The following is a 26,411-nucleotide window of genomic DNA, read 5'->3' on the forward strand; positions in this document are numbered from 1 at the left end:
TTTGGTATACCAGAATGGATTGATTGTCGACACTGCTTTGGCTAGCGTAGGCGCGGATGGTATACCATCGTCAGCTAGATCAAGGCCGGGCAGCACGCCAGGCGATCAATACTTGGCGGAAAGTGTCCGCCTCGGGAGGAGACAATATGAAACTGAAGACAGCACTCATCACCAGTGCCGCCACCGCGCTGGTGGCCGCGGCCGCGATGGCCGACCCGGTCACCCTGCGGGTGCAGACGCACTACGCGACCGAGCACCCGAGCGGCAAGCTGCTGGCGCAGTGGGCCGACGACGTGCAGACCATGTCGAACGGCGACATCACCATCGAGATGTTCTACTCGTCCTCGGTCGTGGCCACCACCGAGACCTTCGACGCCGCGATCAACGGCATCCTGGACTGCGACGCCACCGGCGGCGCCTACCAGACCGGCAAGAACCCGGCCTTCCAGTTCACCGGCGACCTCATGGGTGGCTACGAGACCCCGTGGCAGCAGTATTCCTGGCTCTACTATGGCGGCGGCAACGAGGCCGCACAAAAGCTGTACAATGCTCAGGGCATGCAGCTGATCGGCTGGTCGATCTACGGCCAGGAATCGCTCTCCTCCTCGACGCCGATCGCCGGCATCGAAGACCTTGAGGGTTGGAAGTTCCGCTCGCCCCCGGGCATGGAAACCGAGATCTTCCAGAAGCTCGGCGCCACGCCGATCGTGATGGACTTCACCGAGATCTTCACCGCGCTTGAAACCGGCATCATCGACGGCACGGACGCCTCGGGCCTTGCCAACAACGTCGGCCTCGGCATCTACGAGATCGTCAAGCACGCCACCTATCCCGGCTTCCACTCGATGCCCGGCGACCACCTGGCCTGCAACAAGGACGTGTGGGAAGGCCTGACCGAATCTCAGCGCCGCATCATGGACGTTGCCTGGCAGAAGCTGAGCCTGCACATTGCGCTGTCCAACGAGAAAAACAACGCCGAAGCCGCAGCCGCGCTCGAGGCACAAGGCGTGACGCTTTACGACTGGTCCAAGGAAGACCGCGCCGCGTATCGCAAGGCTGCCCAGGAAACCTGGGAAGATTGGGCCACCCGCTCGCCCGAGGCGGCGGACCTGCTGGAAAGCCACAAGGTCTACCTGAAACAGCTTGGCCTGATCGACTGACCTAGCGTATCTCGATGATCCAGACCAACCGGATCGCAGGTGAGTCCCGAGGGGGCTCACCTGTTCTGCACAGAAAACACACTGCGGCCGAATAGGAGGAGGGGCATGGAACCCGAAAGTCTGTGGCTGGGACCGCTTCGCAAGCCTGTCCGGCTGATCATGATGGCGTTTGTGGGGCTTACGATCCTGCTCTACGCCTGGTTGGTATTCAACAAGATCTTCACGGCCGACGCGATCGGGATGCACGAGATGATCCGACCGGCGGGACGGCCGCTTGTGACCGTCACACTGTTCGCAATTCTCGGATCGCTGATCTCCGCCGGGATCTACCTGTCGGATTTCAAGGGCGACATCGAGCCCGAGCCCGACGGCTTCTTCGACATCTTCTCGCTCATCCTCGCGCGCATCTCGATGATCCTTGTCGCCGCCGTCGTGCTGGTGATGTTCTACGAGGTCGTCGCACGCTACCTTTTCACCAAACCGACGCTCTGGGCCAACGAGCTCTCGCTCTGGGTGGCCGCCCTGATCTTCCTGTTCGCGGGGCAATACGCGATGCAGCAGCGCAGCCATATCCGGATCTATGTGATCTACGACATGATGCCGCGCTGGATGCAAAAGGCCTCGGACGTGTTGTCCGTGCTGCTGGTCCTCGCCTTCACCTTCGCGATGGTCTGGGGCGGATACAACGACGCCAAGACGCGCCTGCTGCGGATGGAAACCTTCGGTACGGCATGGGATCCGCCGATCCCCGGGGTGATCAAGCCCGCGATCCTCTTCATCATCGTCCTCGTTGCCATCCAGGCGGTCTCAAACCTGATCGCAGACTGGAACAAGCTCCCCGAGCATCATAGCGGCGCAGAGGTCGACGAGATCGAGATCGAACATATCCGCCAGTCGCTGGAGAAGTGAGATGGAATTCCTCGAACTCTTCGCGTGGATGAAGGTCACCGACGTCGCCACGCTATCCATCATCCTGCTCGCCGGCATGTTCTTCCTGCTGGCGATCGGGATGCCGCTCGGCTTCGCCTCGGCCTTCCTCGCCGTCGCCGTTCTGGTCATGAAATTCGGCCCCGAGATGCTCTTCGGCGATTTCGGGCGCGGACCGCTCTCGGTGCTCGGTCAGGCGATCTACCGGCAGATGACGAATTACGTGCTCATATCGGTGCCACTCTTCATCTTCATGGCCTCGCTGCTGGAGCGTTCCGGCATCGCGCGCGACATGTACAACGCGCTCAACCAGTGGCTTAGCCGCACCCGAGGCGGCATCGCCATCGTGACCTCGCTGATGGCGGTCATCATGGCGGCGATGTCCGGCATCATCGGCGGCGAAGTCGTGCTCCTCGGCCTGATCGCGCTGCCGCAGATGCTGCGCCTGGGCTACAACCAGAACCTCGCGATCGGCACGATCTGTGCCTCCGGCTCGCTGGGCACGATGATCCCGCCCTCGATCGTCCTCATCTTCTACGGCCTCGTGACGGAGACCTCGATCAAGTCGCTCTTCACAGCCGCCTTCCTGCCGGGCTTCATGCTGGCCTCGTTCTTCATAATCTACATCATCGTGCGCACCCGCCTCGACCCTGACCAGGCGCCGCTTCCGGAAGAAGACCCGGACGCGCCAAAGGGGATGGAGAAGTTCCTGATGTTCGTGGGCTTCCTGTCGCGCTTCACGCTGTGGATCACAGGGGCGATGCTGGTGCGCAACCTGTTCTTCACGATCACCGGCCAGAACAAGGTGATCGAGAACGTGGACCCGATCGCCCTCGGGATGGTCTCCGACATCCCCTACATCGTCGGCGCATTCGTGATCGCGCTCGGGCTGATGCTCTTCGTGGCCGGCCGCGAACGCACCGCGGCAGGTTGGGAGATGGGCAAGGGCCTGATCGCGCCGATTATCGTCATCGGCGTTGTGCTCGGCTCCATCTATATGGGGATCACCGGCATCACCGAGGCCGCGGGCATGGGCGTGATCGCGGTCTTCACGATCGGCCTGATCCGCCGCGAGATGACCTTCGACATCGTCTGGGACAGCCTAATGCGGACGCTAAAATCCACCGGCACGATCATCTGGGTGACCATCGGCGCCTCGGCGCTGGCCGCTGCCTACACGCTCGCCGGCGGCCCGACCTATGTCGCCAACATGATCGTCGCCGCGGAACTGCCGACCATGAGCATCATTTTCGTGATGATGCTGATCTTCCTGGTGATGGGCATGTTCATGGACTGGATCGGGATCGTGCTGCTGATCATGCCGGTGTTCCTGCCGATCGTGCTCAAGCTGCCGGTGCCGGAGCTCGGCTTCTTTGGCCAGCTCGACCCGAAGCACGTGGCGATCTGGTTCGGCGTGCTGTTCACCATGAACATGCAGGTGAGCTTCCTGTCGCCGCCATTCGGCCCCGCGGCCTTCTACCTGAAGTCGGTGGCGCCGTCGCATATCTCGCTCGTGGCGATCTTCCGCGGCTTCCTGCCGTTCATCATGCTCCAGCTCGTCGCTCTGCTGGTCATGCTGGCGTGGCCGCCGATCGTGACGCTCTTCCTCGAGTAGGATCAAACCACACGCCGGGGCGGATGTTCCGCCCTGGCCCTCGCGGCGCGTTCGGCTTCGACCGGCCGAAGCGGCGTCTCGCGCCAGTAATGGGATTCCGGTAGCATGAAAACGGTTCGACTTTCCCCCGAAGACAATGTGGTCACCGCCGTCACGGCGCTGGAAAAGGGCGACGAGGGCGCGCTCGAGAGCATTCCGCGCGGACACAAGCTCGCCACCGAGGCCATCGCCCAGGGGCAGCCGGTTCGGAAGTTTGCCCAGGTGATCGGTTATGCCGCCTGCGACATCGCGCCGGGCGCGCATGTCCACACCCAGAATCTCGAGTTCCGCAATGTCGATGCCGACTACGAGTTCTCCACCAACCTGCGCCCCGCGACGCCGGCGGAGACGACCGACAGCTTCATGGGCTACCGCCGCGCCACCGGCCGCGTCGGGACCCGCAACTACATCGCCGTCCTGACCTCGGTGAACTGCTCAGCCACAGCGGCGCATCTGATCGCGGCACATTTCACGCCCGAAAGGCTCGCCTCCTACCCCAATGTCGACGGCGTGGTGGCCTTCGTTCATGGCACCGGATGCGGAATGGCGAGTTCGGGCGACGGATTCGAGGCGCTGCAACGGGTGATGTGGGGCTATGCCCGTAACCCGAATATCGGGGCGGTTCTGATGGCCGGGCTGGGCTGCGAGGTGAACCAGATCGACTGGATCATCGAAGCCTACGGGCTCAAACCGGGGCCGCTCTTCCAGAAGATGAACATTCAGGACGTGGGCGGCCTGCGCAAGACCGTCGCGCTCGGCATTGCGAAGATCGAGGCGATGCTGCCCGTCGTGAACGAGGCCCGGCGCGAGAAATGCCCGGCCTCCGAGTTGATGGTGGCGCTGCAATGTGGCGGCTCGGATGCCTGGTCCGGCATCACCGCGAATCCCGCGGTCGGTCATGCCTGCGACCTGCTGGTGGCGCAGGGTGGCACCGGCGTGTTGGCGGAGACACCGGAGATTTATGGCGCCGAGCACCTGCTGACAGCCCGCGCGGCGAGTCGCGAGGTCGGCGAGAAGCTCGTCGGCCTGATCCGCTGGTGGGAGGACTACGCCGCGCGCAACCACGGCTCGATGGACAATAACCCCTCGCCCGGCAACAAGAGGGGCGGGCTGACGACGATCCTGGAGAAATCGCTCGGCGCGGCCGCCAAGGGCGGTACGACACCGCTGACGGGCGTCTACAAATATGCCGAACCGGTGACGGCGAAGGGCTTCGTCTTCATGGACAGCCCGGGCTACGACCCGGCCTCCGTCACTGGCCAGATAGCTTCGGGCTGCAACCTCGTCTGTTTCACCACGGGCCGCGGCTCGGCCTTCGGCTCCAAGCCGTCGCCGACGATGAAGGTTGCCACCAACACCGAGATGTACCAGCGTATGACCGAAGACATGGACATCAACGCCGGCCGCATCCTGAGCGATGGCGCCAGTATCGAGGAGGTCGGCCGCGAGATCTACGAAATGTGGCTGCGCATGGCCTCGGGCGAGGCGTCGAAATCCGAGGCGCAGGGGCTCGGGGACCACGAGTTCGTGCCCTGGCTGATCGGCGCGGTGATGTAGGGCACCAACCGGGGAGCACTGAGCGATGAGATCTGACCGAACGAGCGGCGCCGCACCCGCGGCGGGCCGGCCTTTTGCGGCCGACCTCCGTCTGCTCGCGTAGGTCCCGCATGAGTTCGGTCCGTCCAAGAGAAGAACGAACCGCTGCCGGCGTCGTGACGATGACCTTGGCGGTGGCCTTCTTCACCTGCATCGACAGCTCGGCAAAGTGGCTGAGCCTGGCCGGGATGCCGGTGCTGCAGATCGTCTTTTGCCGTTATGCCGGCCATTTTGCCTATGCGCTCGCACTCTACCTGCCGCAGGAGGGTCGCGGCGTGTTCCGGTCCAACGCACCGGGCAAGCAGTTCCTGCGCTCGTTTTTCCTGCTGGGCTCGACGGTCTGCAATTTCGCCGCGCTGAAATTCCTGCCGATCACGGTGACCACCACCATCGCCTTCGCCGGCCCGATCGCGGTCACGCTGCTGGCGATCCCGATCCTCGGCGAAAAGGTCGGCCTGCGCCGCATCCTCGCCGTCTGCGTCGGCTTCTTCGGCGTGCTGGTGGTGGTGCAACCCTGGGGCGTCGAGTTCCACCCGGCGATGTTCCTCAGCCTCTGCACCCTGCTCATCGCCTCGCTCTATTTCATCATGACGCGCATGCTCGCGGGCGTGGAGACCAACGCCACCCAGCAGGTCTGGTCCTCCGGGCTTGCGACCCTGGTGCTCTTCCCGTTGGCCGCACGGGTCTGGGTCTGGCCCGAGACCGGGCTCGAGTGGGGCGTGATGCTGGCCATCGGCGCTTTCGGCGCGCTCGGCCATATCGCGGCGACCACAGCCCATCGCTGGGCCGACGCCTCGATTCTCGCACCGATGATCTATTCGCAGATCTTCTTCGCCTCGCTTTCCGGCATCCTGATCTTCGGCACATGGCCGACGATCTGGACCCTGACCGGCGGCCTCATCATCATCGCCTCGGGCCTCTATATCTGGCAGCGCGAGCGCGCCAAGACCCGGCAGCGCCGCCGCGCCGCGCTCGAGGTGCTGGAGTCGCTCTCTGAACGCGACTAGCCGCGGCCGATGAACGGCATGTTGGTGGCCATCACGGTCATGAACTGAACATTCGCCTCGAGCGGCAGCGAGGCCATGTGAAGCACCGAGCGCGCCACGTTCTCCACGTCCATCATCGGCTCGACGGCGATGCGGCCATCGGCCTGCGGCACGCCGGCCGCGGCCGTGCTGCCCATGTCGGTGGTGGCGTTGCCGATGTCGATCTGGCCGCAAGCGATGCCGAAGGGCCGGCCGTCGAGGCTGATCGTCCGGGTGAGACCGGTGATCGCATGTTTCGAAGCGGTGTAGGGCGTCGAACCCCAGCGCGGAACATGGGCCGAGATCGAGCCGTTGTTGATGATCCGCCCGCCCTGCGGCGCCTGGTTGCGCATGATGCGGAAGGCGGCGCGCGCGGCAAGGAAGGCACCGGTCAGGTTGACCTCGATGAGATTCCGCCAGTCGGCGACGGCGATCTCGTCGATCGGCGCACCCTTGAGGCTAACGCCGGCATTGTTGAAAAGCGCGTCGAGATGGCCCCAGCGGTGCTTCGCGCTGTCAAAGGTCGCGTCGACCTCGTCCTCGTCGGTCACGTCGCATGGCAGGACGAACGCGGTGTCTCGGCCCGCCGCGGTCTCGTCCAGCGCCTCGGCGCGGCGGCCCACCAGCCCGACGCGCCATCCCGCGTCGAGAAAGACCTCTGCCGTCCTGCGCCCGATTCCGGAGCCGGCTCCGGTGATGATGATGCTCTTCATGCCGTCCTTCCTGTTTCCTGCCGCAGTGCGCCACTGCCCAATCCGAGGGTGCAGAGCCGCACCTTCGCGCATCTGCCGGCCGTCGTGATCCTCCGCGCGAGCGGTCGCCGGACCGCCTGCCCGTCGCCGCCTCTCGAGCAAGCCTTCCCGCTTGGTATACCAAATGCAAGGGCAAATTCGCGGAACTCGGGAGAGGATCCGACATGACCAGCCTCGACTGCGCGGCGCAGAGATGCTCTGAGGGACCATACGCCGGCTCTGGTGGCGCCGCGCGTCGTCTGACCCGCGGCGACCGGCGGCACGCCGGATCCTATCCGCTTCGCGCTTGCGCTCGCCGCCAACGTCGCCGGGCTGCGCCTTGGTGTCGTCTGGGCGATCGGCGCGGGAATGGGCACGCTCGACCTGCTGCAATTTCTCACTGACCAAGTCTGACCCGGGAGGTCGCCATGATCGAAGAACCGCCAATCCTGACCCTGCGCCGCAGCTTTCCGCGCCCCACTGCGGAACAGATCGACGCCTTCCGCGACCTGCCCACCGGCTTCGTCTGCGACGCGATGCGCGGACAGGGCGCGATGGCCTCGGAGATCCGGGCGATCGGCGACGGTCGCGACCTCGACTGCCGCGCCGTGGGACCGGCCCTGGTTGCAGAGAACGGACCGGCCGAGATCCTCGCCACGATGGGGGCGCTGCACATCCTCGAGCCGGGCGACATCGTGGTCTCCGCAGTCCATGGTCACCGCAACTGCTCCGCCGCCGGCGACCAGTTCTGCGGCATGCTGAAGAACAAGGGGGCGGCCGCCTTCGTCACCGATGGCGAGATGCGCGACTATGCCGGCATCGTCTTGGCGGGCATGCCAGCCTGGTGCACCGGCCTCAGCCCCAACTCGCCCTATTCCAACGGTCCCGCACGGGTCGGTTTCGGCGCCGTTGTCGGTGGCCAGCGGGTCGAAAGCGGCGATCTGATCGTGGCCGATGTGAACGGCGTGGTGGTGGTTCCCTATGCCGAGATCGACGCGGTGATTGCGCGCGTCGCCCGGGTGCGGAGTTTGGAAGCAGAGCTGGAGGCGAAGGTCAGGGACGGCTTCTGCCACATGCAGGCGATCGAGGAGATGATCGCCGACGGCCGTGCGGTGGTCGTCGACTGAGGCCCCTGCCTCAGGGCGCGGGCGGCGGCTTCGCAGCCTGGGCCCTGTAGGCAAGGCTCGCCCCGGCCGCGATGATCAGCCCCATGCCGAGAAGGGTGAACCCGTCCGGCAGGTAGGCGAAGACGAGCCAGCCAAGCAGCGCCGACCAGACCAGATGCAGGTAGTTGAGCGGCGCAACCAGCGCTGCCGGCGCCTCGCGATAGGCCGCGGCGAAGAGAAAATGCGCGACGGTGAGGACGAGGCCGAGGAGCACCATCAACGCGAAATCGGCACGCGTCGGCAGCGTGCGGTCAAGCGAGGGAAGCGCCATCGCCGAAAACACCACCGAGCCGACCAGCATAAGGTGGAACAGCATCGAGAGATTGCTCTCGCGGCGCGCCAATGCCCGCGTCAGCAGGTGAAAGCTTGCCTGGCAGCCGGCGTTGATCAGCGCGAAGGCGACACCTGCCGGGTTCAGCCCGCCCCCCGGGCGCAGGATCATCAGCACGCCGGAAAAGCCGAGCACGGCGAGGAACCAGCCCATCGGCGTGACCTTCTCCCCGAAGATCGGGATCGCGAGGGCCAGCACGACGAAGGGGGCGAGATACATGATCGCGACGGTTTCGCCCACCGGAAGCAGGCTGAACGCCAGCCCGATGAAGAGCGACGCGGCGGTCATCGACAATGCCCGCAGCACGACCAGCCAGCGCCGCTCGGCCTGCCAGAGCCGCGCGCCCATCCGCGGGCCGAGGATCGCGAGGAGGATCGCCAGACCCGTCAGGTAGCGGATGGCGGCGATCACCGGTACGGGGTTGTTTTCCGTCAGGATCTTGGTGATCACGTCGCTCACCGCGAAGAGCAAGACAGTCAGCGTGACGAAGGCGGCCCCGAGCAGCGGCCGGCTACCGGTGCTTTGCGCCCCTTCGATGGTCACCTCGCCGACCGGACCGCGTGCGTCCAGGCTAGCGTCCTGTCTCCACCGCCTCATCCATGTCCATCCCGTCGCGCCGCGACGTATGCCGGGCCCGGAGCGCCGCTTCGGCCGGACCGATGTAGCGCGATGATCGTCCCGTCAGGTCAAATGGCTGCATGCCCCTTCCACCCCGGCGGTTGCGGTTGACATTCCCGGGCAAACCCGCCTTGATCGAATTGGTATACCATTTTCAGGGCGATGCAAACCTATGCCCGGAGAAGAGTTCTGTGATGACAATGCCTGCCGCTCCGACGCGGAGAATGTGCCGGCGATGCGGCGGCTGAGAGGTCCGGAATGCTGACTTTCGCAGTCGCGGTGATCCTGCTGATCCTGACTCCCGGACCAGGCGTCATGACGACCGCGGGATTCGGCGCGGCCTATGGCTTCCGGCCCTCGCTGAGATACGTTCTGGGCCTCTTCATCGGCACCAACCTCGTGATGCTGGCAGTGATCTCCGGACTGGCGGCGATCCTCCTCTCGATCCCCTGGCTGCGCACCGTCCTGATGCTGGTCTCGGTGGGCTATTTGCTCTATCTCGCCTCCCGCATCGCCCTCGCCGGCGCCCGCGTGGCCTTCATTGAGGCCAAGGTGCCGCCCGGCATCACTGGCGGCCTGATGCTCCAGGCAATCAACCCGAAGGCCTATGCCGTCAACACCTCGCTGATGACGGGCTTCAACTATGCCCCCGATTCGCCCCTCTTCGAGTTGGCAAGCAAGGCGCTGATCCTCAACACGATCTGGATCCCGATCCATCTCGCCTGGCTCTGGGCCGGCGTCTCGCTGCATCGGCTGGACCTCTCCGAGCGCGCCCACCACCGCATCAACATCGCCATGGCGCTGTCGATGCTCGGCGTCGTAGCGCTGGCAATGTGGTCGGCAACCCAGGCACAACCATGACGCGCGTTCATCCTCTCCTCACGACCCCGGAGGCCCCATGACCGACCAATCCTATTCCGGCATCTGGCCGGTTGCCCCGACCCCGTTCCATGATGACGGCAGGCTCGATCTCGACGGAATGAGACGCGTGCTCGACTGCATGATCGACCAGGGAGCGGACGGACTCTGCATCCTCGCCAACTTCTCCGAGCAGTTCCTGATCTCGGATGCCGAGCGCGAGACGTTGACCCGGCTCTCGCTCGAGCATGTCGCCGGACGCGTCCCGGTGATCGTGACGATCAGCCATTTCGCCACGCCGATCGTTGTCGAGCGGGCGCGCCTCGCCCGCGATCTCGGCGCCGCCATCGTGATGATGATGCCGCCCTATCACGGCGCCCTGCTGAAGGGCACGCCGGACCAGACGCTGGAACAGTTCCGTGCCGTCGGCGAGGTGGGCATCCCGATCATGCTCCAGGACGCGCCGCTCTCGGGCGTCGAGCTTCCTGTGCCCCTGCTGGTGCGAATGGCGCGCGAGATCGAGATGCTGAAGCTCTTCAAGATCGAATGCCCGCAGGCCGCCGCCAAGCTCCGCGCGCTCATTGCCGAGGGCGGTAACCTGATCGAGGCGCCATTTGACGGCGAAGAGGCGATCACGCTTCTGGCCGATCTCGACGCCGGCGCCACCGGCTCGATGACTTCGGCCATGATCCCCGACCTGATCGGCCCCGTGATCCGCGCCTTCCTCGCCGGTGACCGCGACGGCGCCATCGCCGGCTACGCGCACGTGTTGCCGGCGATCAACCACGAGAACCGGCAATGCGGCTTCCGCGCCGCCAAGGAGGCGATGGTCGCGGGCGGAGTGATCGGCTCGGCCTTCTGCCGCCACCCGATCCCGCCGCTTCATCCCGATACGCGCGCGATGCTGCTGGAGCTTCTGCGTGCGCTCGACCCGCTCGTGCTCCGCTGGGGCAGGTAAACAGGAGACCACCATGTTACCCGTTTCGAACCCGATCCCCGAAGCCACCCTCGTCGGCCGGATCTGGCGTCCCGACGTCGGCCCGGCGCTGGTACGGATCGACGGCGAGACCGTCGTCGACATCACCAGCGCCTCGCTCCCCACGATGCACGCCTTGCTCGAGGCTCCGAACCCGGCCGCCACGGCCCGCGCCGCGCCGGGCGACGCGGTGGCCACCCTCGCCGAACTCGCATCCGCCTCGACCGACGACGCCGGCGAGGACACGTTGCGCCTGCTCTCGCCGGCCGACCTTCAGGCGATCAAGGCCTGCGGTGTGACCTTTGCCGCCAGCATGGTGGAGCGGGTGATCGAGGAACAGGCGGCGGGCGATCTGGACCGCGCCGCGGCGATCCGGGAGAAAGTCGGCGCGGTGATCGGCGAGAGCCTCTCGGGGCTGGAACCCGGCTCAGCCAAGGCGGCGGAGGTCAAGGCCGTGCTGCAGGGCGAAGGGCTCTGGTCGCAATATCTCGAGGTCGGTATCGGCCCGGATGCGGAGGTCTTCACCAAGGGCCAGCCAATGTCCTCGGTCGGTTGGGGTGCCGCGGTCGGCCTGCACCCGATCTCCAAATGGAACAACCCGGAGCCCGAGATCGTTCTGGCGGTCTCCTCGCGCGGTACGATCTGCGGCGCGACCCTTGGCAACGACGTTAACCTGCGCGACGTCGAGGGCCGCTCGGCGCTGCTCCTCGGCAAGGCCAAGGATAACAACGCCTCCTGCGCCATCGGGCCGTTCCTGCGGCTCTTCGACGAGGGGTTCGGCCTCGACGATATTCGGCGCGCGGAACTGACGATGCGGGTCGAGGGCGCCGATGACGGCTTCGTGCTCGACGGCCATTCCTCGATGGCCCAGATCAGCCGCGACCCGGCCGACCTCGTTCGCCAGACCTGCGGCCGGCACCACCAGTATCCGGACGGGTTCTTCCTCTTCCTCGGCACGCTCTTCGCTCCGGTGGAAGATCGCGACGCGCCAGGGCAGGGTTTCACGCATCACGTCGGCGACGTGGTGACGATTTCCGAGCCCGCGATCGGAGAACTTCGCAACGTCGTGCGACTTTCGACTGACTGCCCGGAATGGCGCTTCGGCACAGCCGCGCTGATGCGCAACCTCTCGGAGAGGGGACTCCTCTGACCGGCGTCCCCGGCCGGAACTGCGTATGAAACAGACCGCTTCCCCGTGAAGGACGGACGGTGAAACGCGCGATGACACCGGCCGGATTGGACGTCTCCATCGCCGAGTCGATAGCGCCGCGTGCAGCCCGCACCGGCGCCATTGTTCCGTGCATCGCCGCGGATCGCGCGCCGACCGCACCTGCGTCATTTCGTATTGGAACTATGTTCCCGGCAAATCGTCACCTTTAGGGCCAGATTTGGCCCAGTTCTGCGGGCCTGATCGACTCAGATTTGCAGAAAGGGGTCGAGAAATGGCTGGAAGTGGTTTCGTCGGACGAGTCGGTCAGGTTCTTTCCGGGATGTTCCTGACGCGACCCGAACCCCTTTTGATGTTGAGTCTCGCTCTCCTTGTCGGTCAGCCCGCGCAGGCCTTGCAGAAGACGAGTTTTCTCCAGCCAGTCCGGTATGTCGTTGCACCGCAAGGCGCCCGCCAATTATGCAGCGACAATTCCTGGGCCTGTTCGGTCAGCCCGCGCGCGAGACAGATCTCCCGCGCGGATCTGGCGGCAATCGATCAGGTCAACCGGACCGTGAACCGGCAGACTCGCAGCATCGCCGATATCATCCAGTTCCAGGAGGAAGAGAACTGGTCCCTGCCGACCTCTCGCGGCGGGGACTGCGAGGATTTTGCCCTTCTCAAGAAACGCGAGCTGATTCGCCTCGGCTACCCGGCACAAGCTCTGCTGATCGCAACGGTTCTCGACAAGAAGCGTCGCGGACACGCGGTTCTGGTCGTCCGCACGGAAACCGGCGACCTCGTGCTCGACAACTTGACGAACAGCATCAAGAAGTGGTCCGAGACAGGCTATATCTTCCTGCGGATGCAGGATCCGAGGACCCCGTCGAAATGGGTCAGCGTGGCAACTGCCTACTGACGCCCGGCCGCCAAGCGACTCGCTGAAGCGCGATCACTGGCGATGACTAGCGTCCCCTGAGGCACCGCGCGGACCTTTGTGCACCACGCGCCACGAGCAGAAGCTCGCGGCGCGTAGTCCGATTTCACAACCATCGGAACACCAGCTCTGGTTGGGCGCTACGCGCTTTGATCACCAGCCGTTGTCCAGGTCGCCGCCGTCGTCCGGTCCGCCGTCGTCCGGTCCGCCGTCGTCCGGTCCACCGTCATCCGGGCCACCATCGTCCGGTCCGCCATCATCCGGGCCACCATCATCCGGGCCACCATCATCCGGTCCGCCGTCATCCGGGCCACCATCGTCCGGTCCGCCATCATCCGGTCCGCCGTCATCCGGGCCACCGTCATCCGGTCCGCCATCGTCCGGGCCACCGTCATCCGGTCCGCCGTCATCCGGTCCACCATCGTCGGGATTACCGCCATCGGGGCCATTGTCATCCGGCGTTTCGTCCTCGGGGTCGTCAGCGCTTGCGACCTCATCACCCGGATTTCGACCGGATCCGGACCTGCCAGTTTCGCTCGGGGAGCCGCCAAAGCCATTGCCATCGGAGCCGGCCCGCGAGCCGTCGGACGGGAACCCGTTTGCGATCGACGCGGTGACCGTGCTGGTCAGCGCAACCGCATGGGCCGGACAGGAGTCCGAGATCGCATCCAGTGCAACCGGGAACAGCGTGTTCCTCTGCATCTTACGGATGAAGGCCGTCGTGATGGCCTCGCAGCCGCAGATGGAGTCAAAATCCTTGGACTGCAGCACTTTGCGCGCAAAGTTGCTGTCACAAGTCTGCTCTGCGAAGGCGGCGTTGGCCCCGGTGAGCGCGGCGCCGACTGCGCCGGCCGCGATGACGAGTCTGGTCGTTTTCTGTAGTCTTTTCATATTTATGCACTCCGCGAAATACGATTGCGCCGACGGAGGCCCGACGCTCCAAGGGCAGCGCCCGCGCCAAGCAGGAGAGCCAGCGAGCCCGGCACCGGAACGTCGGCGATCCGAATGGAAGCTCGTCCCACCGTCTGTGGCATAGACCGGACAAAGCCGGAGATGATGTATTCGCCCGGCCCAAGCAGCCAAGTGCCGGAGCTGAACCTGTCGTCTGCCAGCGCGGCCGTGTAGTCGTTCCCGATGTCATTCCCGGTTTTACTGGCGGAGGTCAGCCCGAGCGAGGCGCCATTCGCGAAGACCTCGAATACGTCGCCCGAGAGAAACGCGTCGGTGACCTGAAGATAGGCCGCTTCTGCAAGCGAGACACTGAAGGACAGGACTTCGAGTTCGCAGGACATGAAGTCCTTAGGGTCGCAAACCGGTGCAGCCTCGAGCCATGCACCCCCATTTAGGCTATCAGCAAAGCGGAAATCGGTCCAACCCATCTCCTTGGTCAGATTGATCGTGGCAGCCGAGGCAAAGCCGGGAAGAACAGCGATGCAGGCTGCGAGAAAGAGTTTTTTCAAATACATCATAATGCTCCTGTTCAATAGGTTCTTTTCGAATAGTTGGCGCAGGCAATCATTCCGCCCGAGGTACAGAATGAACCGACCGGATTTTCCGATCGGCTGATCGCGCATATCTGAGCCTGAAAATTCTGGCAAGCGGTCTCAGAAACCGCTTGGATGCGTTTCCACGCAGACAGGGCCACACAACACAGCTCATTCACGACTCTCAGCATCTCCGCCACCCGGCAAAAAGACGCCACCACCCAGCCAGAGTTCTGACACATTCTTGCCATTAGTTCAACGCGAATTCGATACAAATACCGGCAACTTTCCATAAAACACCAATCTTCACAGTGCCTTGAGTGAATGTGACGTGCTGGACACCGTTGACTGCCCGTGAACGATGAACGGCACAGTCGGGATTGGTCACGATGCGTGCTGCAATCCGGTCGAATCGTCCCGCCAACTAAGGCGCAATTGTGGCGAAGAAGCCACGCTCGGCAGCGCGAGAATCGCGCGCACCGCCCCAATTAGGGCGCCGCGATCGCCGGGCGGCTCCCAGAGTCGGCGACTCGGGTGCCGGATCCTGTCCGATTGCGGCATCCCGGCCATCCACCTCCCGGCGGGCGCGATGAGCTCTCTTCAGTTCACCGGTGTCAGCAGCGGCGCGCCCGCGTGGAAGGCGGCGACATTGTCGCGCTGGAGCTTTGCCATTGCCGCGCGGGTCTCGACCGTGCCGGACCCCTGGTGCGGCTGCAGCACCACGTTGTCGAGCGCGTAGAAGCGCGGGTCGATGTCGGGCTCGCCGAGAAAGACGTCGAGCGCAGCGCCATAGAGCCGTCCCTGCTCCAGCGCATCGAGCAGCGCCGCCTCGTCGACCGTCGTGCCGCGCGAGATGTTGACCAGGATACCCCTCGGTCCGAGCGCCTCGATCACCTCGGCCGAGACGAATTTCTCCGTCTCCTTCCCCCCGACCAGCACGACGACCAGATAGTCGACCGCTGCCGCGAGCGAGACCGGGTCGGCGTGATAAATCCATCCCGGCGTCTCTTTCTCGGAGCGCGCGAAATAGTGGATCTCCATCTTGAAGGCGGCCAGCCTGTCGGCGATCTCGCGCCCGATCCGGCCGAGCCCGAGAATCCCCGCCTTGCCCCCGCTGACCTTCCTGTTGAGCCGGTATTCGCCCTTTTCCTTCCACTGACCCGAGCGCGCCCATTGCGACGCCTGCTCCATCTCGCGGCCGCGCATCAGAAGCATCGCCACGGCAAGGTCGGCCACGTCGTCATTGAGGACGTCGGGCGTGTTGGTCACCCGGATCCCCCGCGCATCCGCGGCCGCAACGTCGATCGCATCATAGCCGACACCGAAATTGGCGATGAGGCCGAGCGCGGGCAGGAGGTCCATCGCCGCGCCGTCGAACGGCCTGTGCCCCTTGAACGCCACGGCGCGCGCGGCCTCCCGCGTCGCGTTGTCGAGGCCGGCGAGCTCGGCAGGGCTCGCAACGAAAACCGGCGCGAACGCCTCGGTCAGGGCAGCTCGGTCGGCCTCGCTGTAGGGGCCGATGACGATTGTGGCGGACATGGCATTTCCTCGGGAGCAGTGTCGCGTTAAATGGTATACCAGCGGACGATGGGGCGGTTGCCGAGGTGAGTCAACCGCTCTGCCCGCGCATATGATGAAAGAAAGGAAGACGAAGCATGGACGCTGCGCGTTACCACCGCGACGATCTCAAGACCCTTGCGTTTCAGCTTCTCGCGCGCGGCGGGATGGAGCAGTCCAAGGCGGACATCGTTGCGGAACTGCTGGTCCGGACCGACGAGATCGGCGTCACCACACACGGAATCTCGATGATACCCTATTACCTGCCGGAACTTGCGGCGGGGCGCATGGCATCCGAGGGCAGCTTCGAGGTCATCCGCGACACCGGCGCGACACTGGTCTGGGACGGCGGCTACCTGCCGGGGCACTGGCTCATGACGCAGGCACTCGATATCTGCATGGAGCGGGCGACCACGCACGGGATCGCCGCGCTGGCAATTCGCCGCAGCCATCATATCGGCTGCCTCTCCGTGTTCACCCGGATCGCGGCCGAGAAGGGCCTGGTGTGCTACATCGCGACTTCGGACCCGTCCGGCGCATGGGTCGCGCCCTATGGCGGCGCCGAACCGACTTTCACGCCCAACCCGTGGGCCATCGGATACCCGGCGCAAGGCCATCCGGTGCTGATCGACACCTGCGCCTCGATCACGACCGTCTCGAAGGTGCGCGCCCATATCAATGACGGCATCCGGTTCAGCCACCCGTGGATGCTGGACGCGGAGGGCAACGCCACGACCGACCCGAACGTGGTCAATGCCGACCCGCGCGGTACCATTCAGCTGACCGGCGGTACCGACCATGGCCACAAGGGCTACGGCATCGCGCTCATGGTGGAAATGCTCACCCAGGCGCTCGCGGGCCATGGCCGCGCGCAGCACCCGGACCGCTGGGGTGGCAACGTCTATCTCCAGGTCATGGCGCCGGACGCGTTCGCTGGCGCCGAGCCCTTCGTCGAGGAAACCACCTATCTGGGCGAGTTGTGTCGCAACAACCGTCCGGCCGACGGCGGCCCACCGGTCCGGGTGCCGGGCGACCGGGTGCAATCGGCGCTCGCCGATGCCGCCGAGAATGGAATCCAGCATCCCGACGAGGTCTGGCGCCGTGTCTCCGCCAGCGCCGCCGATCTCGGCGTGGACCTGCCATCGCCGATCCCGGAGCGCACCGCAACGCAGTGACGGCGGCGCGTGCTGCGGACTCAGGACTTTGCCCGAGGAGCGGATGCGCTACCTGAATGGACGGCATGGGACGGAGTCCGGGATGACGCGTGCATTGGTGATCGGAGCATCGGGCGGGATCGGTGCGGCGCTGTCAGAGGCCCTTGCCGCGCGCGGCGTCGCGGTGACCGGGCTCTCGCGCAGCCGCGACGGGCTGGACATCACCGACGCCGCGTCGGTCGACCGCGTGATCGGGGCACAGTCCGGTCCGTTTGACCTGATCCTCGTCGCCTCGGGCATCCTCGCGCCGCCGGGTCACGCGCCGGAAAAGGCGCTGTCACAGATCGATCCGGCAGCGATGGCCGAGGTGATGGCGGTCAATGCGATCGGTCCGGCGCTGATCCTGCGTCATGTGCACCGCCTGCTGCCGCGCGACGGGCGGTCGGTGGTTGCGGTGCTCACCGCGCGGGTCGGCTCGATCGGCGACAACCGGCTCGGCGGCTGGTATTCCTACCGCGCCTCCAAGGCGGCGGCGAACCAGCTGGTGCGAACCGCGGCGATCGAGATCACGCGCAAGCGCAAGGAGGCCGTGGTGGTTGCGCTCCACCCCGGCACGGTCGCCACGCCCTTCACCTCCGGATATCCCGGCCACCGGAAAGTCTCGCCGGAAGAGGCCGCGCGAAACCTGCTTGGCGTGCTCGACGCGCTGCGGCCCGAACACACCGGCCGCTTTTTCGATTGGGCTGGAACGGAGGTGCACTGGTGAAGCCGGCCCGCATCTCTGGCAGGCGATATATGTCAAGGCGGAAACAAGCCGGCGAACCGGTTCAAAACCGGCCCAGCGGCTCTGCCATCCGGGCGCGCGAATCCGTGCGTACGGATGCGTGATCCGGATCTTGGGCCACCAGGCTCAGACGGTCGCTCCCACGCGGCGAATGAAGCTCCCCAGACTGCCGAAGACCATGCCCACACCCACCGCGACGAAAAGTTCGGGTGACACCAGGGTCCCGGTGCCGAGATCCGCAAAGAACACGTAGGTAGAGACCACACCGACGAGCGCGCCGAGCACCGCGCCGATGACGGGATTTCGCGTCATCATGCCGAGCCCGACGCCGAGGATCCCCGGCAGGTTCAGGATATTGCCGGCAATCAGGCCAAGAATTTCAAGCACGCCGAGCATGTCACGCCCCCATACGATGTGTTGCCACAGGTTGGCCGCGGTGGATGAGATTCACATACCGCCTGCGATGTAATCATCATTGCCCCAAAATCGCTCAGTGTGTAGGCTTTTTGTGAACGAGATTGCGGGCAGATCATATGCCACCGATACCGAGCCGCCGGGACTTCCTGCGTGGCGAGATTCGAACGCCGGATATCCTCCGGCCCCCGGGAGCGACGGTCCGAGGATTCGAACGCGCCTGCACCGGCTGTGGCGACTGCATCGCGGCATGCCCTGAGGCAATCATCCAGTCTGATCCGCGCGGCGGCGTGCTGCTGGACCTCGCCTCTGGTGCCTGCACATTCTGCGGTGCGTGCGGGCGGGCCTGTCCGACCGACGCCCTTGCAGAAGAACGCCAGGGTGACTGGCCGTGGGTGGCACAGGTCTCGCAGGAGTGCCTGTCGCTCAACCGCATTTCCTGCCGTGCCTGCGAAGATTCCTGCGAGGCACGAGCCATCCGATTCCACCTGCAGGTCGGCGGAGTTTCCCGACCGATCATCGATGACTCTGCCTGCACCGGCTGCGGCGCCTGCGTCGGATCCTGCCCGGCCGCCGCAGTCTCGCTTGTCCGCGTCAGCCACCCGAAACTGGAGGCCTGCCAGTCATGACGAACATATGCGGATGTCTCGTCCATGCCGCGCCGGGAAAGGGCGAAAGCGTCCGCGCGGCGACGGCGGAAATGGCCGGCGTCGAGATTCATGCCGTGACCGAAGACGAACGCCTCGTCGTCGTGGTCGAGGACACGCCGGCCGCGCGCGCCTCCGAGCAGATCATGGCGTTGCACCAGATCCCCGGCGTGATGTCCGTCACGCTGACCTATCACCACTTCGAGGACCTTGATGAGGACGACGGCCGGAAACGGCCGGCCGCCGCCCACTGACCCCCTGAACCGGAGCCAAGCCCATGACCATGTCAGACTCCCGTCGGACTTTCCTGAAATCGACCGCCGCAGCCGCCACGGCCTCCGCGGCCGGCATCACGCTCCCCGGTAAGTTGGCGGAGGCCCAGGCGCGCACGCCGGACATCCGGTGGGACAAGGCGGCCTGCCGTTTCTGCGGCACCGGCTGCTCGGTGCTGGTGGGCACCAAGGATGGCCGTGTGATCGCCACGCAGGGCGACCCGGATGCGCCGGTGAACAGGGGACTCAACTGCATCAAGGGGTATTTCCTGTCTAAGATCATGTATGGGCAGGACCGGCTGACCACGCCGATGCTGCGCAAGTCGAACGGCGTCTACGACAAGAATGGCGAGTTCGAGCCGGTGAGCTGGGACGAGGCCTTCGACGTGATGGCCGAGAAGTGGAAGGCGGCGTTGAAGGAGAAGGGCGGCGCGGGCGTCTCGATCTTCGGCTCAGGCCAGTGGACAGTCTGGGAAGGCTATGCCGCGGCAAAGTTCATGAAGGCGGGTCTGCGGTCGAACAATATAGACCCCAATGCGCGGCACTGCATGGCCTCGGCGGTGGTCGGCTTTATCCGCGCGTTCGGCATCGACGAGCCAATGGGGTGCTACGACGACCTCGAGCATGCCGACACGTTCGTGCTCTGGGGATCGAACATGGCCGAGATGCACCCGATCCTCTGGTCGCGCCTGACCGACACGCGACTGACCAAGCCCGGCGCCGAGGTCCATGTGCTTTCTACCTTCGAGCATCGCTGCTTCGAGCTCGCGGATAACGGCATGGTCTTCACGCCGCAGACGGATCTGGCGATCCTCAACTACATCGCCAACTACATCATCCAGAACGACGCGGTGAACTGGGATTTCGTCAATGCGAATGTGAACTTCACCAGGACCGAAACGGATATCGGCTATGGCCTGCGGGACAACGACCCGCGCCAGGAGGCGGCGGCCAACCCGAATTCCGGCAAGCTGACCCCGATCTCCTTCGACGAATATGCCGAGATGGTCTCGGAATACACCGTCGAGAAGGTCTCGGAGATGTCGGGCGTGCCGGCGGCGCAGCTCGAGCGGCTGGCACAGCAATATGCCGACCCCAACCGCAAGGTGATGTCCCTCTGGACGATGGGCTTCAACCAGCACACCCGCGGTTCCTGGGTGAACGGGCTGATGTACAATGTCCATCTTCTCACCGGCAAGATCTCCGAGCCCGGCAACTCTCCCTTCTCGCTCACCGGCCAGCCCTCGGCCTGCGGCACTGCGCGCGAGGTCGGCACCTTCGCCCACCGTTTGCCGGCGGACATGGTGGTCGCCAACGACGCGCATCGCGAGATCTGCGAGACCGCCTGGAACATCCCCGCGGGCACGATCCCGCCCAAGCCCGGCTTCCACGCGGTGCTGATGAACCGCAAGCTCAAGGACGGCGAGCTCAAGTGCCACTGGGTACAGTGCAACAACAACATGCAGGCCGCGCCCAACATCAACGAGGAGGGCTATCCGGGCTATCGCAACCCGGAGACCTTCATCACCGTGTCGGACCCCTACCCGACCGTCACCGCGCTGTCTGCCGACCTGATCCTGCCCACCGCCATGTGGGTCGAGAAGGAGGGCGCCTACGGCAATGCCGAACGTCGGACGCAGTTCTGGCGCCAGCAGGTCAAGGCGCCGGGCGAGGCGAAATCGGATGTCTGGCAGGTGATGGAGTTCTCCAAGCGGTTCACCGTCGAGGAAGCCTGGGGCCCGGAGCTTGTTGCGATGAAGCCGGAGCTTGCCGGCAAGACGCTCTACGAGGTGCTCTTCGAGAACGGCGTGGTGAACAGGTTCCCGGTCTCCGAGACCTATGACGGCTTCGACAACGACGAGTCCGAGCATTTCGGCTACTACGTCCAGAAGGGGCTCTTCGAGGAATATGCCGAATTCGGCCGCGGCCATGCGCATGACCTCGCGGATTTCGACACATATCACCAGGCACGCGGCCTGCGCTGGCCCGTCGTCGACGGCAAGGAGACGCTCTACCGCTTCCGTGAAGGCTACGACCCCTATGTCAAGGAAGGAGAAGGGGTAAAGTTCTACGGCCATGCCGACGGCAAGGCCAAGATCATCTTCGCCCCCTTCGAGCCGGCCGCCGAGGTACCCGACGAGGAATACGATCTCTGGCTGTGCACCGGCCGGGTGCTGGAGCACTGGCACTCCGGCTCGATGACCCGGCGGGTGCCGGAACTGCACCGCGCCTTCCCCTCTGCGGTGGTCTACATGCACCCCGACGACGCCAGGGATCGCGGGCTGCGCCGCGGGCAGGAGATCTCGATTTCCACCCGCCGCGGCGACGTGCTGAGCCGGCTCGAGACGCGCGGGCGCAACAAGGTGCCGCGCGGGCTCGTCTTCATGCCGTGGTTCGACGAGGGACAGCTCACCAACAAGCTGACGCTGGACGCCACCTGTCCGCTCTCGAAGGAAACCGACTTCAAGAAATGCGCCTGCAAGGTGGAGCGGGCCTGACGGCCCGCGTGATCCCGGGAGCGCAGCATGGCCGCAACACCGCACAAGGTCGACAGGCGCCGGTTCCTGACCGACAGCGCCCGCATGGCGGCGGGTTGCGCAGTCGCGGGCGGGTTGCTGGCCTATGTGACCCGCGACGCCAAGGCTCTTCCCGACCAGGCGCTCCGCCCGCCGGGGGCGCTCAGCGAGGACGCCTTTCTCGCCGCCTGCATCCGCTGCGGCCTCTGCGTGCGGGACTGTCCCTACGACACGCTGGTGCTCGCCGATCTCGGCCAGAACGGCCCCGCCACCGGCACCCCCTATTTCACCGCCCGCGATATCCCCTGCGAGATGTGCGACGACATCCCCTGCGTCGCCGCCTGCCCGACCGGCGCGCTCGACAAGGGGCTGACCGATATCGAGGACGCCCGGATGGGCACTGCGGTTCTGGTGGACCAGGAAAACTGCCTCAACTTCCTCGGGCTGCGCTGCGATGTCTGCTATCGCGTCTGCCCGATGATCGACGAGGCGATCAGGCTGGAGATGCGCCACAACGAGCGCTCCGGCCACCACGCGATCTTCGCCCCGACGGTCCGCGCCGACGCCTGCACCGGCTGTGGGATCTGCGAGAAGAAATGCGTCCTGCCGGAAGCGGCGATCAAGGTCCTGCCCACGCGCCTCGCTCGTGGCGCACCGGCGGAGCATTACCGCAAGGGATGGGAGGAGAAGGACGCCAGGGGCGCCCCGGTGGTCGAGGGGATCATCGACCTGCCCGACCGCCTGCCCGGACCAGGCACCGACAACCTTGCCGCCCCCGGCGGCTTCCTTCCGGAAACGGGTGGTGCCTTCCAGCCCACGTTCAAGCTGCCCGAGGGGGCCGGCCAATGAGCACGCAGGGCAAGGTCCATCTCCCCACCGGCCAGGAAGCGCTCGCGACGAAGGGCTGGTTCGGCGCGCACAAGTATCTCGTCCTGCGCCGCGTCAGCCAGGCCTTCTTTCTCCTGCTCTTCCTCGCGGGGCCGTGGTTCGGCATCTGGTGGGTCAAGGGAACGCTCGCGGGCTCCATGACCTTCGATTTCCTGCCCCTGAACGACCCGATGATCCTCGGTCAGATGATGGTCGCCGGTCACTGGCCCGAAAGCACCGCGCTCATCGGCGGGCTGATCGTTCTCGTGGCCTACGCGCTGATCGGCGGCCGGGTCTATTGCTCCTGGGTCTGCCCGATCAACCCGGTCACCGACGCCGCGCATTGGTTGCACGACCGACTGGGCCTCCAGAAGGGCTGGCAGCCGAAGCGCGCCACCCGGTACTGGCTGCTCGGAACCGTCTTCCTCGTCTCGGCGCTCACCGGCACCATCGCCTGGGAAGTTGTGAACCCGGTCACCATCGTCCATCGCGGCCTCGTCTTCGGCATGGGCTGGGTCTGGGGCATGGTGGTGGCGATCTTCCTCTTCGACCTCATCGTCGCCCGCCGCGGATGGTGCGGACATGTCTGTCCGGTCGGTGCGTTCTATTCCCTCGTCGGCACGAAAAGCCTGCTGCGCGTCTCCGCCCTACGGCGTGACGCCTGCGACGATTGCATGGACTGCTACGCCGTCTGCCCGGAAAACCAGGTCATCTCGCCGGCGCTGAAGGGCAAGGGCGACAGCACGCCGCTGATCCTCTCGTCCGACTGCACCAATTGCGGGCGGTGCATCGACGTCTGTTCGGTCGACGTCTTCGCCTTCACCCACCGTTTCGACACCCATATTGACGTCCCCCCGTACGCGGTCGCAACCGACGCGCCGGCCAAACAGAATGCAGCGTGAACTGAGCAACGGAGACCCATCATGACCAAGCCGATCCTTGCAGGTGCCCTTGCCCTGGCAACGTCCCTGGCCCTCGTGGGCCTCGGCCTCGCGCAGCCGGCCACCGGGCTCTCCAGCTTGCGCGGTGCCTCTGTCGACGAGCAGGTTCCGGTGGAGCAGGTCTTTCAGCAGGAGACCAAGCGGTTCAACCGCGAGTACCGCCAGCAGCCACCACTGATCCCGCATTCGGTCGACCAGTACCAGATCGATATTCGTGCAAACCAGTGCCTGAGTTGCCACGACTGGACCAATGCCGGCGATCGCGGCGCGCCGACATTGTCGATGACCCACTATCTGGACCGGGACGGTGTCGAGATGGACGAGGTCGCCGGCACGCGTTGGTTCTGCAACCAGTGTCATGTGCCGCAGGTGAACGCGCCCGCGCTCGTCGAGAACCTCTTTGAACCGTCGGCCAGCCGCTGAGGCAGAACCCAGGGGGAAGAAAAGCGATGGCAGAGCATCAGCACAACGGCGCGCGTCCCGGAGTCCTGCGGCGCATCTGGAACGGCTTCTGGAGCCCCAGCGGCGTCTTCAGCATCGGGTTCCTGATCATCGCCGGCTTCGTCGCCGGCATCCTGTTCTGGGGCGGGTTCCACTGGGCGTTGGAGGAGACCAACACCGAGGAATTCTGCACCTCGTGCCACACGATGACGAAGAACTGGGATGAGTACACCGAAACCATTCACTACAACAACCATTCCGGCGTCCGCGCGACCTGCCCGGATTGTCACGTCCCGCACGAGTGGCAATACAAGGTCAGGGCCAAGATCATGGCCAGCAAGGATCTCTATCACGAGATCCTGGGCACGATCGACACGGACCAGAAATACGAAGATCGTCGCCTGCACATGGCGAGCCTCGTCTGGACCAAGATGAAATCCTCCGACAGCCGCGAATGCCGCAACTGCCACGCGTTTGACTACATGGATTTCACCATCCAGGAGACCCGCGCGGCGGACGATCACCAGAAGGCGATCGACGACGGCATGACCTGTATCGATTGTCATCAGGGCATCGCGCACGGGCTTCCGGCAGGGTATCTCGAAGAATATGAACGGATTGTCGAGGAGTTGCCGGGAGCGACCGCGCAGGCGGATGCGCCCAGGAACGGGATTGCTGCCCTGGAGTGAATGGAACGCTCCGGCGGGGAGACTTGGTCCGACGCCGTCCAAGGCGCCTGGCGCGCAAGACCCGGCCGGGAACGTGAGTCCGCCCATCGCAGTTCCGCGCGCTTTCAACACCATGCTCGACGCAGAAAGAGGAGACTCTTTCGGGAGACGACACTGTGCAGAAGAGAGCTTTTGAAGGAGACGATCAGACGCGGGAGAAGCGTCGAGAGCATCACACGGCAAGAGGAGCGATCATCGTCGCTAACTGGCTGGTGCGGGCGGTGGGACTCGAACCCACACTTTCTTGCGAAAACAAGATTTTAAGTCTCGCGTGTCTACCATTCCACCACGCCCGCAGTAGGCATGGGAATAGGCGCACGTGGGCCGCGCAGCAAGACCGCTTAACTTGGGCCGAAGAATGTTGTCGCAGATTGGCGTCAACGCCGGCCTCGCAAATGGACCGTTCGACGTCGCGCCGCTGTCATCCGCTCTTCACTTGACCGGACGCTGGCCCTCTATAGCTTCGTTCCATGTTTCCGATCCGCGATCACAACCCCTCTGGGCGAACGCCCGTCGTCACCTATGCGCTGATCTCGGCGAACATTCTGATCTTCATCGGAACTTGGGGCATCACGGAGAGCCCTTACGCGTTTCACGCCTTCTACGAAAGATACGCGCTGATCCCCGCGCGGCCCTATCCGTGGAGCTTCCTGACCTCGATGTTCCTGCATGGCGGCATCCTGCACTTGCTCGGTAACATGCTCTTCCTCTGGATCTTCGGCGACAATCTCGAAGACGAGATGGGCCATGGCGGTTTCGCGCTGTTCTATGTGGCCTGTGGCGTGGCGGCCGGCATTGTGCATGTCGCGCTGTCCTTCGGCTCGCCGGTGCCGACCGTCGGCGCATCCGGTGCCATTGCCGGCGTGATGGGCGGATACCTCTTGCTCTTTCCCCGGGCCCGGGTCGATATCCTGCTGATTTTCATTATCTTCTTCCGGATCTTCACGGTTCCCGCCTGGCTGATGCTGGCGATCTGGTTCGGCCTGCAACTGATGGGGGCCGCCGCGTCGGACCCGACAACGGGCGGCATCGCCTATTGGGCGCATGCGGGCGGGTTTGTCATGGGGGTGGTTTTTACACTTCCGCTGTGGTTGCGGCGCGGCGGGCCTGCCTTCTGGCAACGGACGCATGGACTGCCGCCGCATCCGGCGGCAAGGGTCCGTCGCAGCGACGTCCCTTCAGTTTCAAGAAATAAGCGACACAGCCGGATTCCACGGGTTCGGCGGCGGCGGGAATGACATGGTCAGGCAAGGGCCATTAGAAACCGGTCTTGATCTCATAATTCGACGCGACCGAAGCGATGTCTTGCGCGTTGTACTGGACGCTATCACGCCAGACGTTAAGTGAGGCAAGCGCCATGCCGATGACGGCAGCACTCAGAACGACCCAATCGACGGTGACCGCTCCGCGATCATCGGACTGGAAACGGGCATATTGCCGCTGGATAAAGAAAATCGGTTTCATAACGCCGACGCTACCA

27 protein-coding genes and 1 tRNA gene are annotated in these 26,411 nt (G+C 64.9%); 20 read left to right on the plus strand and 8 right to left on the minus strand.

What is annotated here, in order from left to right; translation table 11 throughout:
* The first annotated feature begins 146 nt into the window (after positions 1-146).
* The 5 genes from EU800_RS03465 to EU800_RS03485 all read left to right on the plus strand — a co-directional run bounded on the left by EU800_RS03465 (position 147) and on the right by EU800_RS03485 (position 6,344).
* The gene (locus EU800_RS03465) at positions 147-1,160 is read left to right on the plus strand and encodes a TRAP transporter substrate-binding protein (protein WP_129628593.1); all 1,014 of its coding nucleotides are present in this window, start codon (positions 147-149) and stop codon (positions 1,158-1,160) included.
* A 105-nt stretch (positions 1,161-1,265) separates the two neighbouring features.
* Positions 1,266-2,069 (plus strand): TRAP transporter small permease subunit, encoded by an 804-nt coding sequence (locus EU800_RS03470; protein ID WP_129628595.1) that lies wholly within the window; start codon positions 1,266-1,268, stop codon positions 2,067-2,069.
* 1 nt (position 2,070) lies between these two features.
* Positions 2,071-3,702 (plus strand): TRAP transporter large permease subunit, encoded by a 1,632-nt coding sequence (locus EU800_RS03475; protein ID WP_207209843.1) that lies wholly within the window; start codon positions 2,071-2,073, stop codon positions 3,700-3,702.
* Positions 3,703-3,807: 105 nt separating this feature from the next.
* Positions 3,808-5,298, plus strand: a complete 1,491-nt coding sequence (locus tag EU800_RS03480) for a UxaA family hydrolase (protein WP_129628597.1) — start codon at positions 3,808-3,810, stop codon at positions 5,296-5,298.
* Between the two features lie 110 nt (positions 5,299-5,408).
* The gene (locus tag EU800_RS03485) at positions 5,409-6,344 is read left to right on the plus strand and encodes a DMT family transporter (RefSeq protein ID WP_129628599.1); all 936 of its coding nucleotides are present in this window, start codon (positions 5,409-5,411) and stop codon (positions 6,342-6,344) included.
* Here the strand turns inward: EU800_RS03485 and EU800_RS03490 are convergent.
* A complete protein-coding gene (locus tag EU800_RS03490; protein ID WP_129628601.1) occupies positions 6,341-7,075 on the minus strand; it encodes an SDR family oxidoreductase in 735 nt (244 codons plus the stop codon). The two genes, EU800_RS03485 and EU800_RS03490, sit on opposite strands and share 4 nt — an antisense overlap.
* Positions 7,076-7,521: 446 nt before the next feature.
* On the opposite strand from EU800_RS03490, the gene EU800_RS03495 reads away from it, so the two are divergent.
* Entirely contained in the window at positions 7,522-8,220 is a 699-nt protein-coding gene (locus EU800_RS03495) for an RraA family protein (RefSeq protein WP_129628603.1), read from the plus strand.
* Between the two features lie 10 nt (positions 8,221-8,230).
* On the opposite strand, the gene EU800_RS03500 is transcribed toward EU800_RS03495, so the two are convergent.
* Positions 8,231-9,187: a DMT family transporter gene (locus EU800_RS03500; protein ID WP_129628605.1), complete on the minus strand. Its 957-nt coding sequence runs from the start codon at positions 9,185-9,187 to the stop codon at positions 8,231-8,233.
* A gap of 279 nt (positions 9,188-9,466) precedes the next feature.
* Between EU800_RS03500 and EU800_RS03505 the strand changes: the two genes are divergently transcribed.
* From EU800_RS03505 to EU800_RS03520, 4 genes are all read left to right on the plus strand, one after another.
* Positions 9,467-10,069: a LysE family translocator gene (locus EU800_RS03505; RefSeq protein ID WP_129628607.1), complete on the plus strand. Its 603-nt coding sequence runs from the start codon at positions 9,467-9,469 to the stop codon at positions 10,067-10,069.
* Between the two features lie 37 nt (positions 10,070-10,106).
* A complete protein-coding gene (locus tag EU800_RS03510) occupies positions 10,107-11,024 on the plus strand; it encodes a dihydrodipicolinate synthase family protein (RefSeq protein WP_129628609.1) in 918 nt (305 codons plus the stop codon).
* 13 nt (positions 11,025-11,037) lie between these two features.
* Entirely contained in the window at positions 11,038-12,192 is a 1,155-nt protein-coding gene (locus EU800_RS03515) for a fumarylacetoacetate hydrolase family protein (RefSeq protein WP_129628611.1), read from the plus strand.
* A 238-nt stretch (positions 12,193-12,430) separates the two neighbouring features.
* Positions 12,431-13,108, plus strand: a complete 678-nt coding sequence (locus EU800_RS03520) for a transglutaminase-like cysteine peptidase (protein ID WP_242500391.1) — start codon at positions 12,431-12,433, stop codon at positions 13,106-13,108.
* 158 nt (positions 13,109-13,266) lie between these two features.
* On the opposite strand, the gene EU800_RS03525 is transcribed toward EU800_RS03520, so the two are convergent.
* The 3 genes from EU800_RS03525 to EU800_RS03535 all read right to left on the minus strand — a co-directional run bounded on the left by EU800_RS03525 (position 13,267) and on the right by EU800_RS03535 (position 16,149).
* On the minus strand, positions 13,267-13,581 hold the full coding sequence (locus tag EU800_RS03525; protein ID WP_165354550.1) for a hypothetical protein: 315 nt from the start codon (positions 13,579-13,581) through the stop codon (positions 13,267-13,269).
* A gap of 438 nt (positions 13,582-14,019) precedes the next feature.
* Entirely contained in the window at positions 14,020-14,700 is a 681-nt protein-coding gene (locus EU800_RS03530) for a PEP-CTERM sorting domain-containing protein (protein WP_129628613.1), read from the minus strand.
* Positions 14,701-15,210: 510 nt separating this feature from the next.
* Positions 15,211-16,149, minus strand: coding sequence for a 2-hydroxyacid dehydrogenase (locus EU800_RS03535; RefSeq protein WP_129628615.1), 939 nt, complete (start codon positions 16,147-16,149; stop codon positions 15,211-15,213).
* A gap of 116 nt (positions 16,150-16,265) precedes the next feature.
* Between EU800_RS03535 and EU800_RS03540 the strand changes: the two genes are divergently transcribed.
* On the plus strand, positions 16,266-17,342 hold the full coding sequence (locus EU800_RS03540; RefSeq protein WP_129628617.1) for an Ldh family oxidoreductase: 1,077 nt from the start codon (positions 16,266-16,268) through the stop codon (positions 17,340-17,342).
* A gap of 82 nt (positions 17,343-17,424) precedes the next feature.
* Positions 17,425-18,087: an SDR family NAD(P)-dependent oxidoreductase gene (locus tag EU800_RS03545; RefSeq protein ID WP_129628619.1), complete on the plus strand. Its 663-nt coding sequence runs from the start codon at positions 17,425-17,427 to the stop codon at positions 18,085-18,087.
* 144 nt (positions 18,088-18,231) lie between these two features.
* Here EU800_RS03545 and EU800_RS03550 read toward each other — a convergent pair whose 3' ends face one another.
* Positions 18,232-18,501 carry a hypothetical protein gene (locus EU800_RS03550; RefSeq protein ID WP_242500392.1) on the minus strand — a complete coding sequence of 90 codons (270 nt, stop codon included), beginning with the start codon at positions 18,499-18,501 and terminating at the stop codon, positions 18,232-18,234.
* Positions 18,502-18,638: 137 nt separating this feature from the next.
* Between EU800_RS03550 and napF the strand changes: the two genes are divergently transcribed.
* From napF to EU800_RS03585, 7 genes are read left to right on the plus strand one after another with little or no spacing between them, the layout of a single operon-like run.
* Positions 18,639-19,148, plus strand: a complete 510-nt coding sequence (gene napF / locus EU800_RS03555) for a ferredoxin-type protein NapF (RefSeq protein WP_129628621.1) — start codon at positions 18,639-18,641, stop codon at positions 19,146-19,148.
* A complete protein-coding gene (locus EU800_RS03560) occupies positions 19,145-19,420 on the plus strand; it encodes a chaperone NapD (RefSeq protein ID WP_129628623.1) in 276 nt (91 codons plus the stop codon). The genes napF and EU800_RS03560 overlap by 4 nt, the downstream gene beginning before the upstream one ends.
* A 23-nt stretch (positions 19,421-19,443) precedes the next feature.
* Entirely contained in the window at positions 19,444-21,936 is a 2,493-nt protein-coding gene (napA, locus tag EU800_RS03565) for a nitrate reductase catalytic subunit NapA (protein WP_129628625.1), read from the plus strand.
* Between the two features lie 27 nt (positions 21,937-21,963).
* A complete protein-coding gene (gene napG / locus EU800_RS03570; RefSeq protein WP_129628627.1) occupies positions 21,964-22,803 on the plus strand; it encodes a ferredoxin-type protein NapG in 840 nt (279 codons plus the stop codon).
* Positions 22,800-23,723, plus strand: a complete 924-nt coding sequence (gene napH / locus EU800_RS03575; RefSeq protein WP_129628629.1) for a quinol dehydrogenase ferredoxin subunit NapH — start codon at positions 22,800-22,802, stop codon at positions 23,721-23,723. The genes napG and napH overlap by 4 nt, the downstream gene beginning before the upstream one ends.
* A gap of 21 nt (positions 23,724-23,744) precedes the next feature.
* The gene (locus tag EU800_RS03580; protein ID WP_129628631.1) at positions 23,745-24,185 is read left to right on the plus strand and encodes a nitrate reductase cytochrome c-type subunit; all 441 of its coding nucleotides are present in this window, start codon (positions 23,745-23,747) and stop codon (positions 24,183-24,185) included.
* A 26-nt stretch (positions 24,186-24,211) separates the two neighbouring features.
* Positions 24,212-24,892 carry a NapC/NirT family cytochrome c gene (locus tag EU800_RS03585; protein WP_129628633.1) on the plus strand — a complete coding sequence of 227 codons (681 nt, stop codon included), beginning with the start codon at positions 24,212-24,214 and terminating at the stop codon, positions 24,890-24,892.
* A 249-nt stretch (positions 24,893-25,141) separates the two neighbouring features.
* Here the strand turns inward: EU800_RS03585 and EU800_RS03590 are convergent.
* Positions 25,142-25,227, minus strand: a tRNA-Leu gene (locus EU800_RS03590).
* A gap of 174 nt (positions 25,228-25,401) precedes the next feature.
* Between EU800_RS03590 and EU800_RS03595 the strand changes: the two genes are divergently transcribed.
* Positions 25,402-26,169 carry a rhomboid family intramembrane serine protease gene (locus tag EU800_RS03595; RefSeq protein WP_129628635.1) on the plus strand — a complete coding sequence of 256 codons (768 nt, stop codon included), beginning with the start codon at positions 25,402-25,404 and terminating at the stop codon, positions 26,167-26,169.
* Between the two features lie 19 nt (positions 26,170-26,188).
* Here the strand turns inward: EU800_RS03595 and EU800_RS03600 are convergent, their stop codons facing one another.
* Entirely contained in the window at positions 26,189-26,395 is a 207-nt protein-coding gene (locus EU800_RS03600; protein ID WP_129628636.1) for a hypothetical protein, read from the minus strand.
* Positions 26,396-26,411: the final 16 nt, after the last annotated feature.

Source organism: Tropicimonas sp. IMCC6043 (genome assembly GCF_004146235.1).
Classification (GTDB): domain Bacteria; phylum Pseudomonadota; class Alphaproteobacteria; order Rhodobacterales; family Rhodobacteraceae; genus Tropicimonas.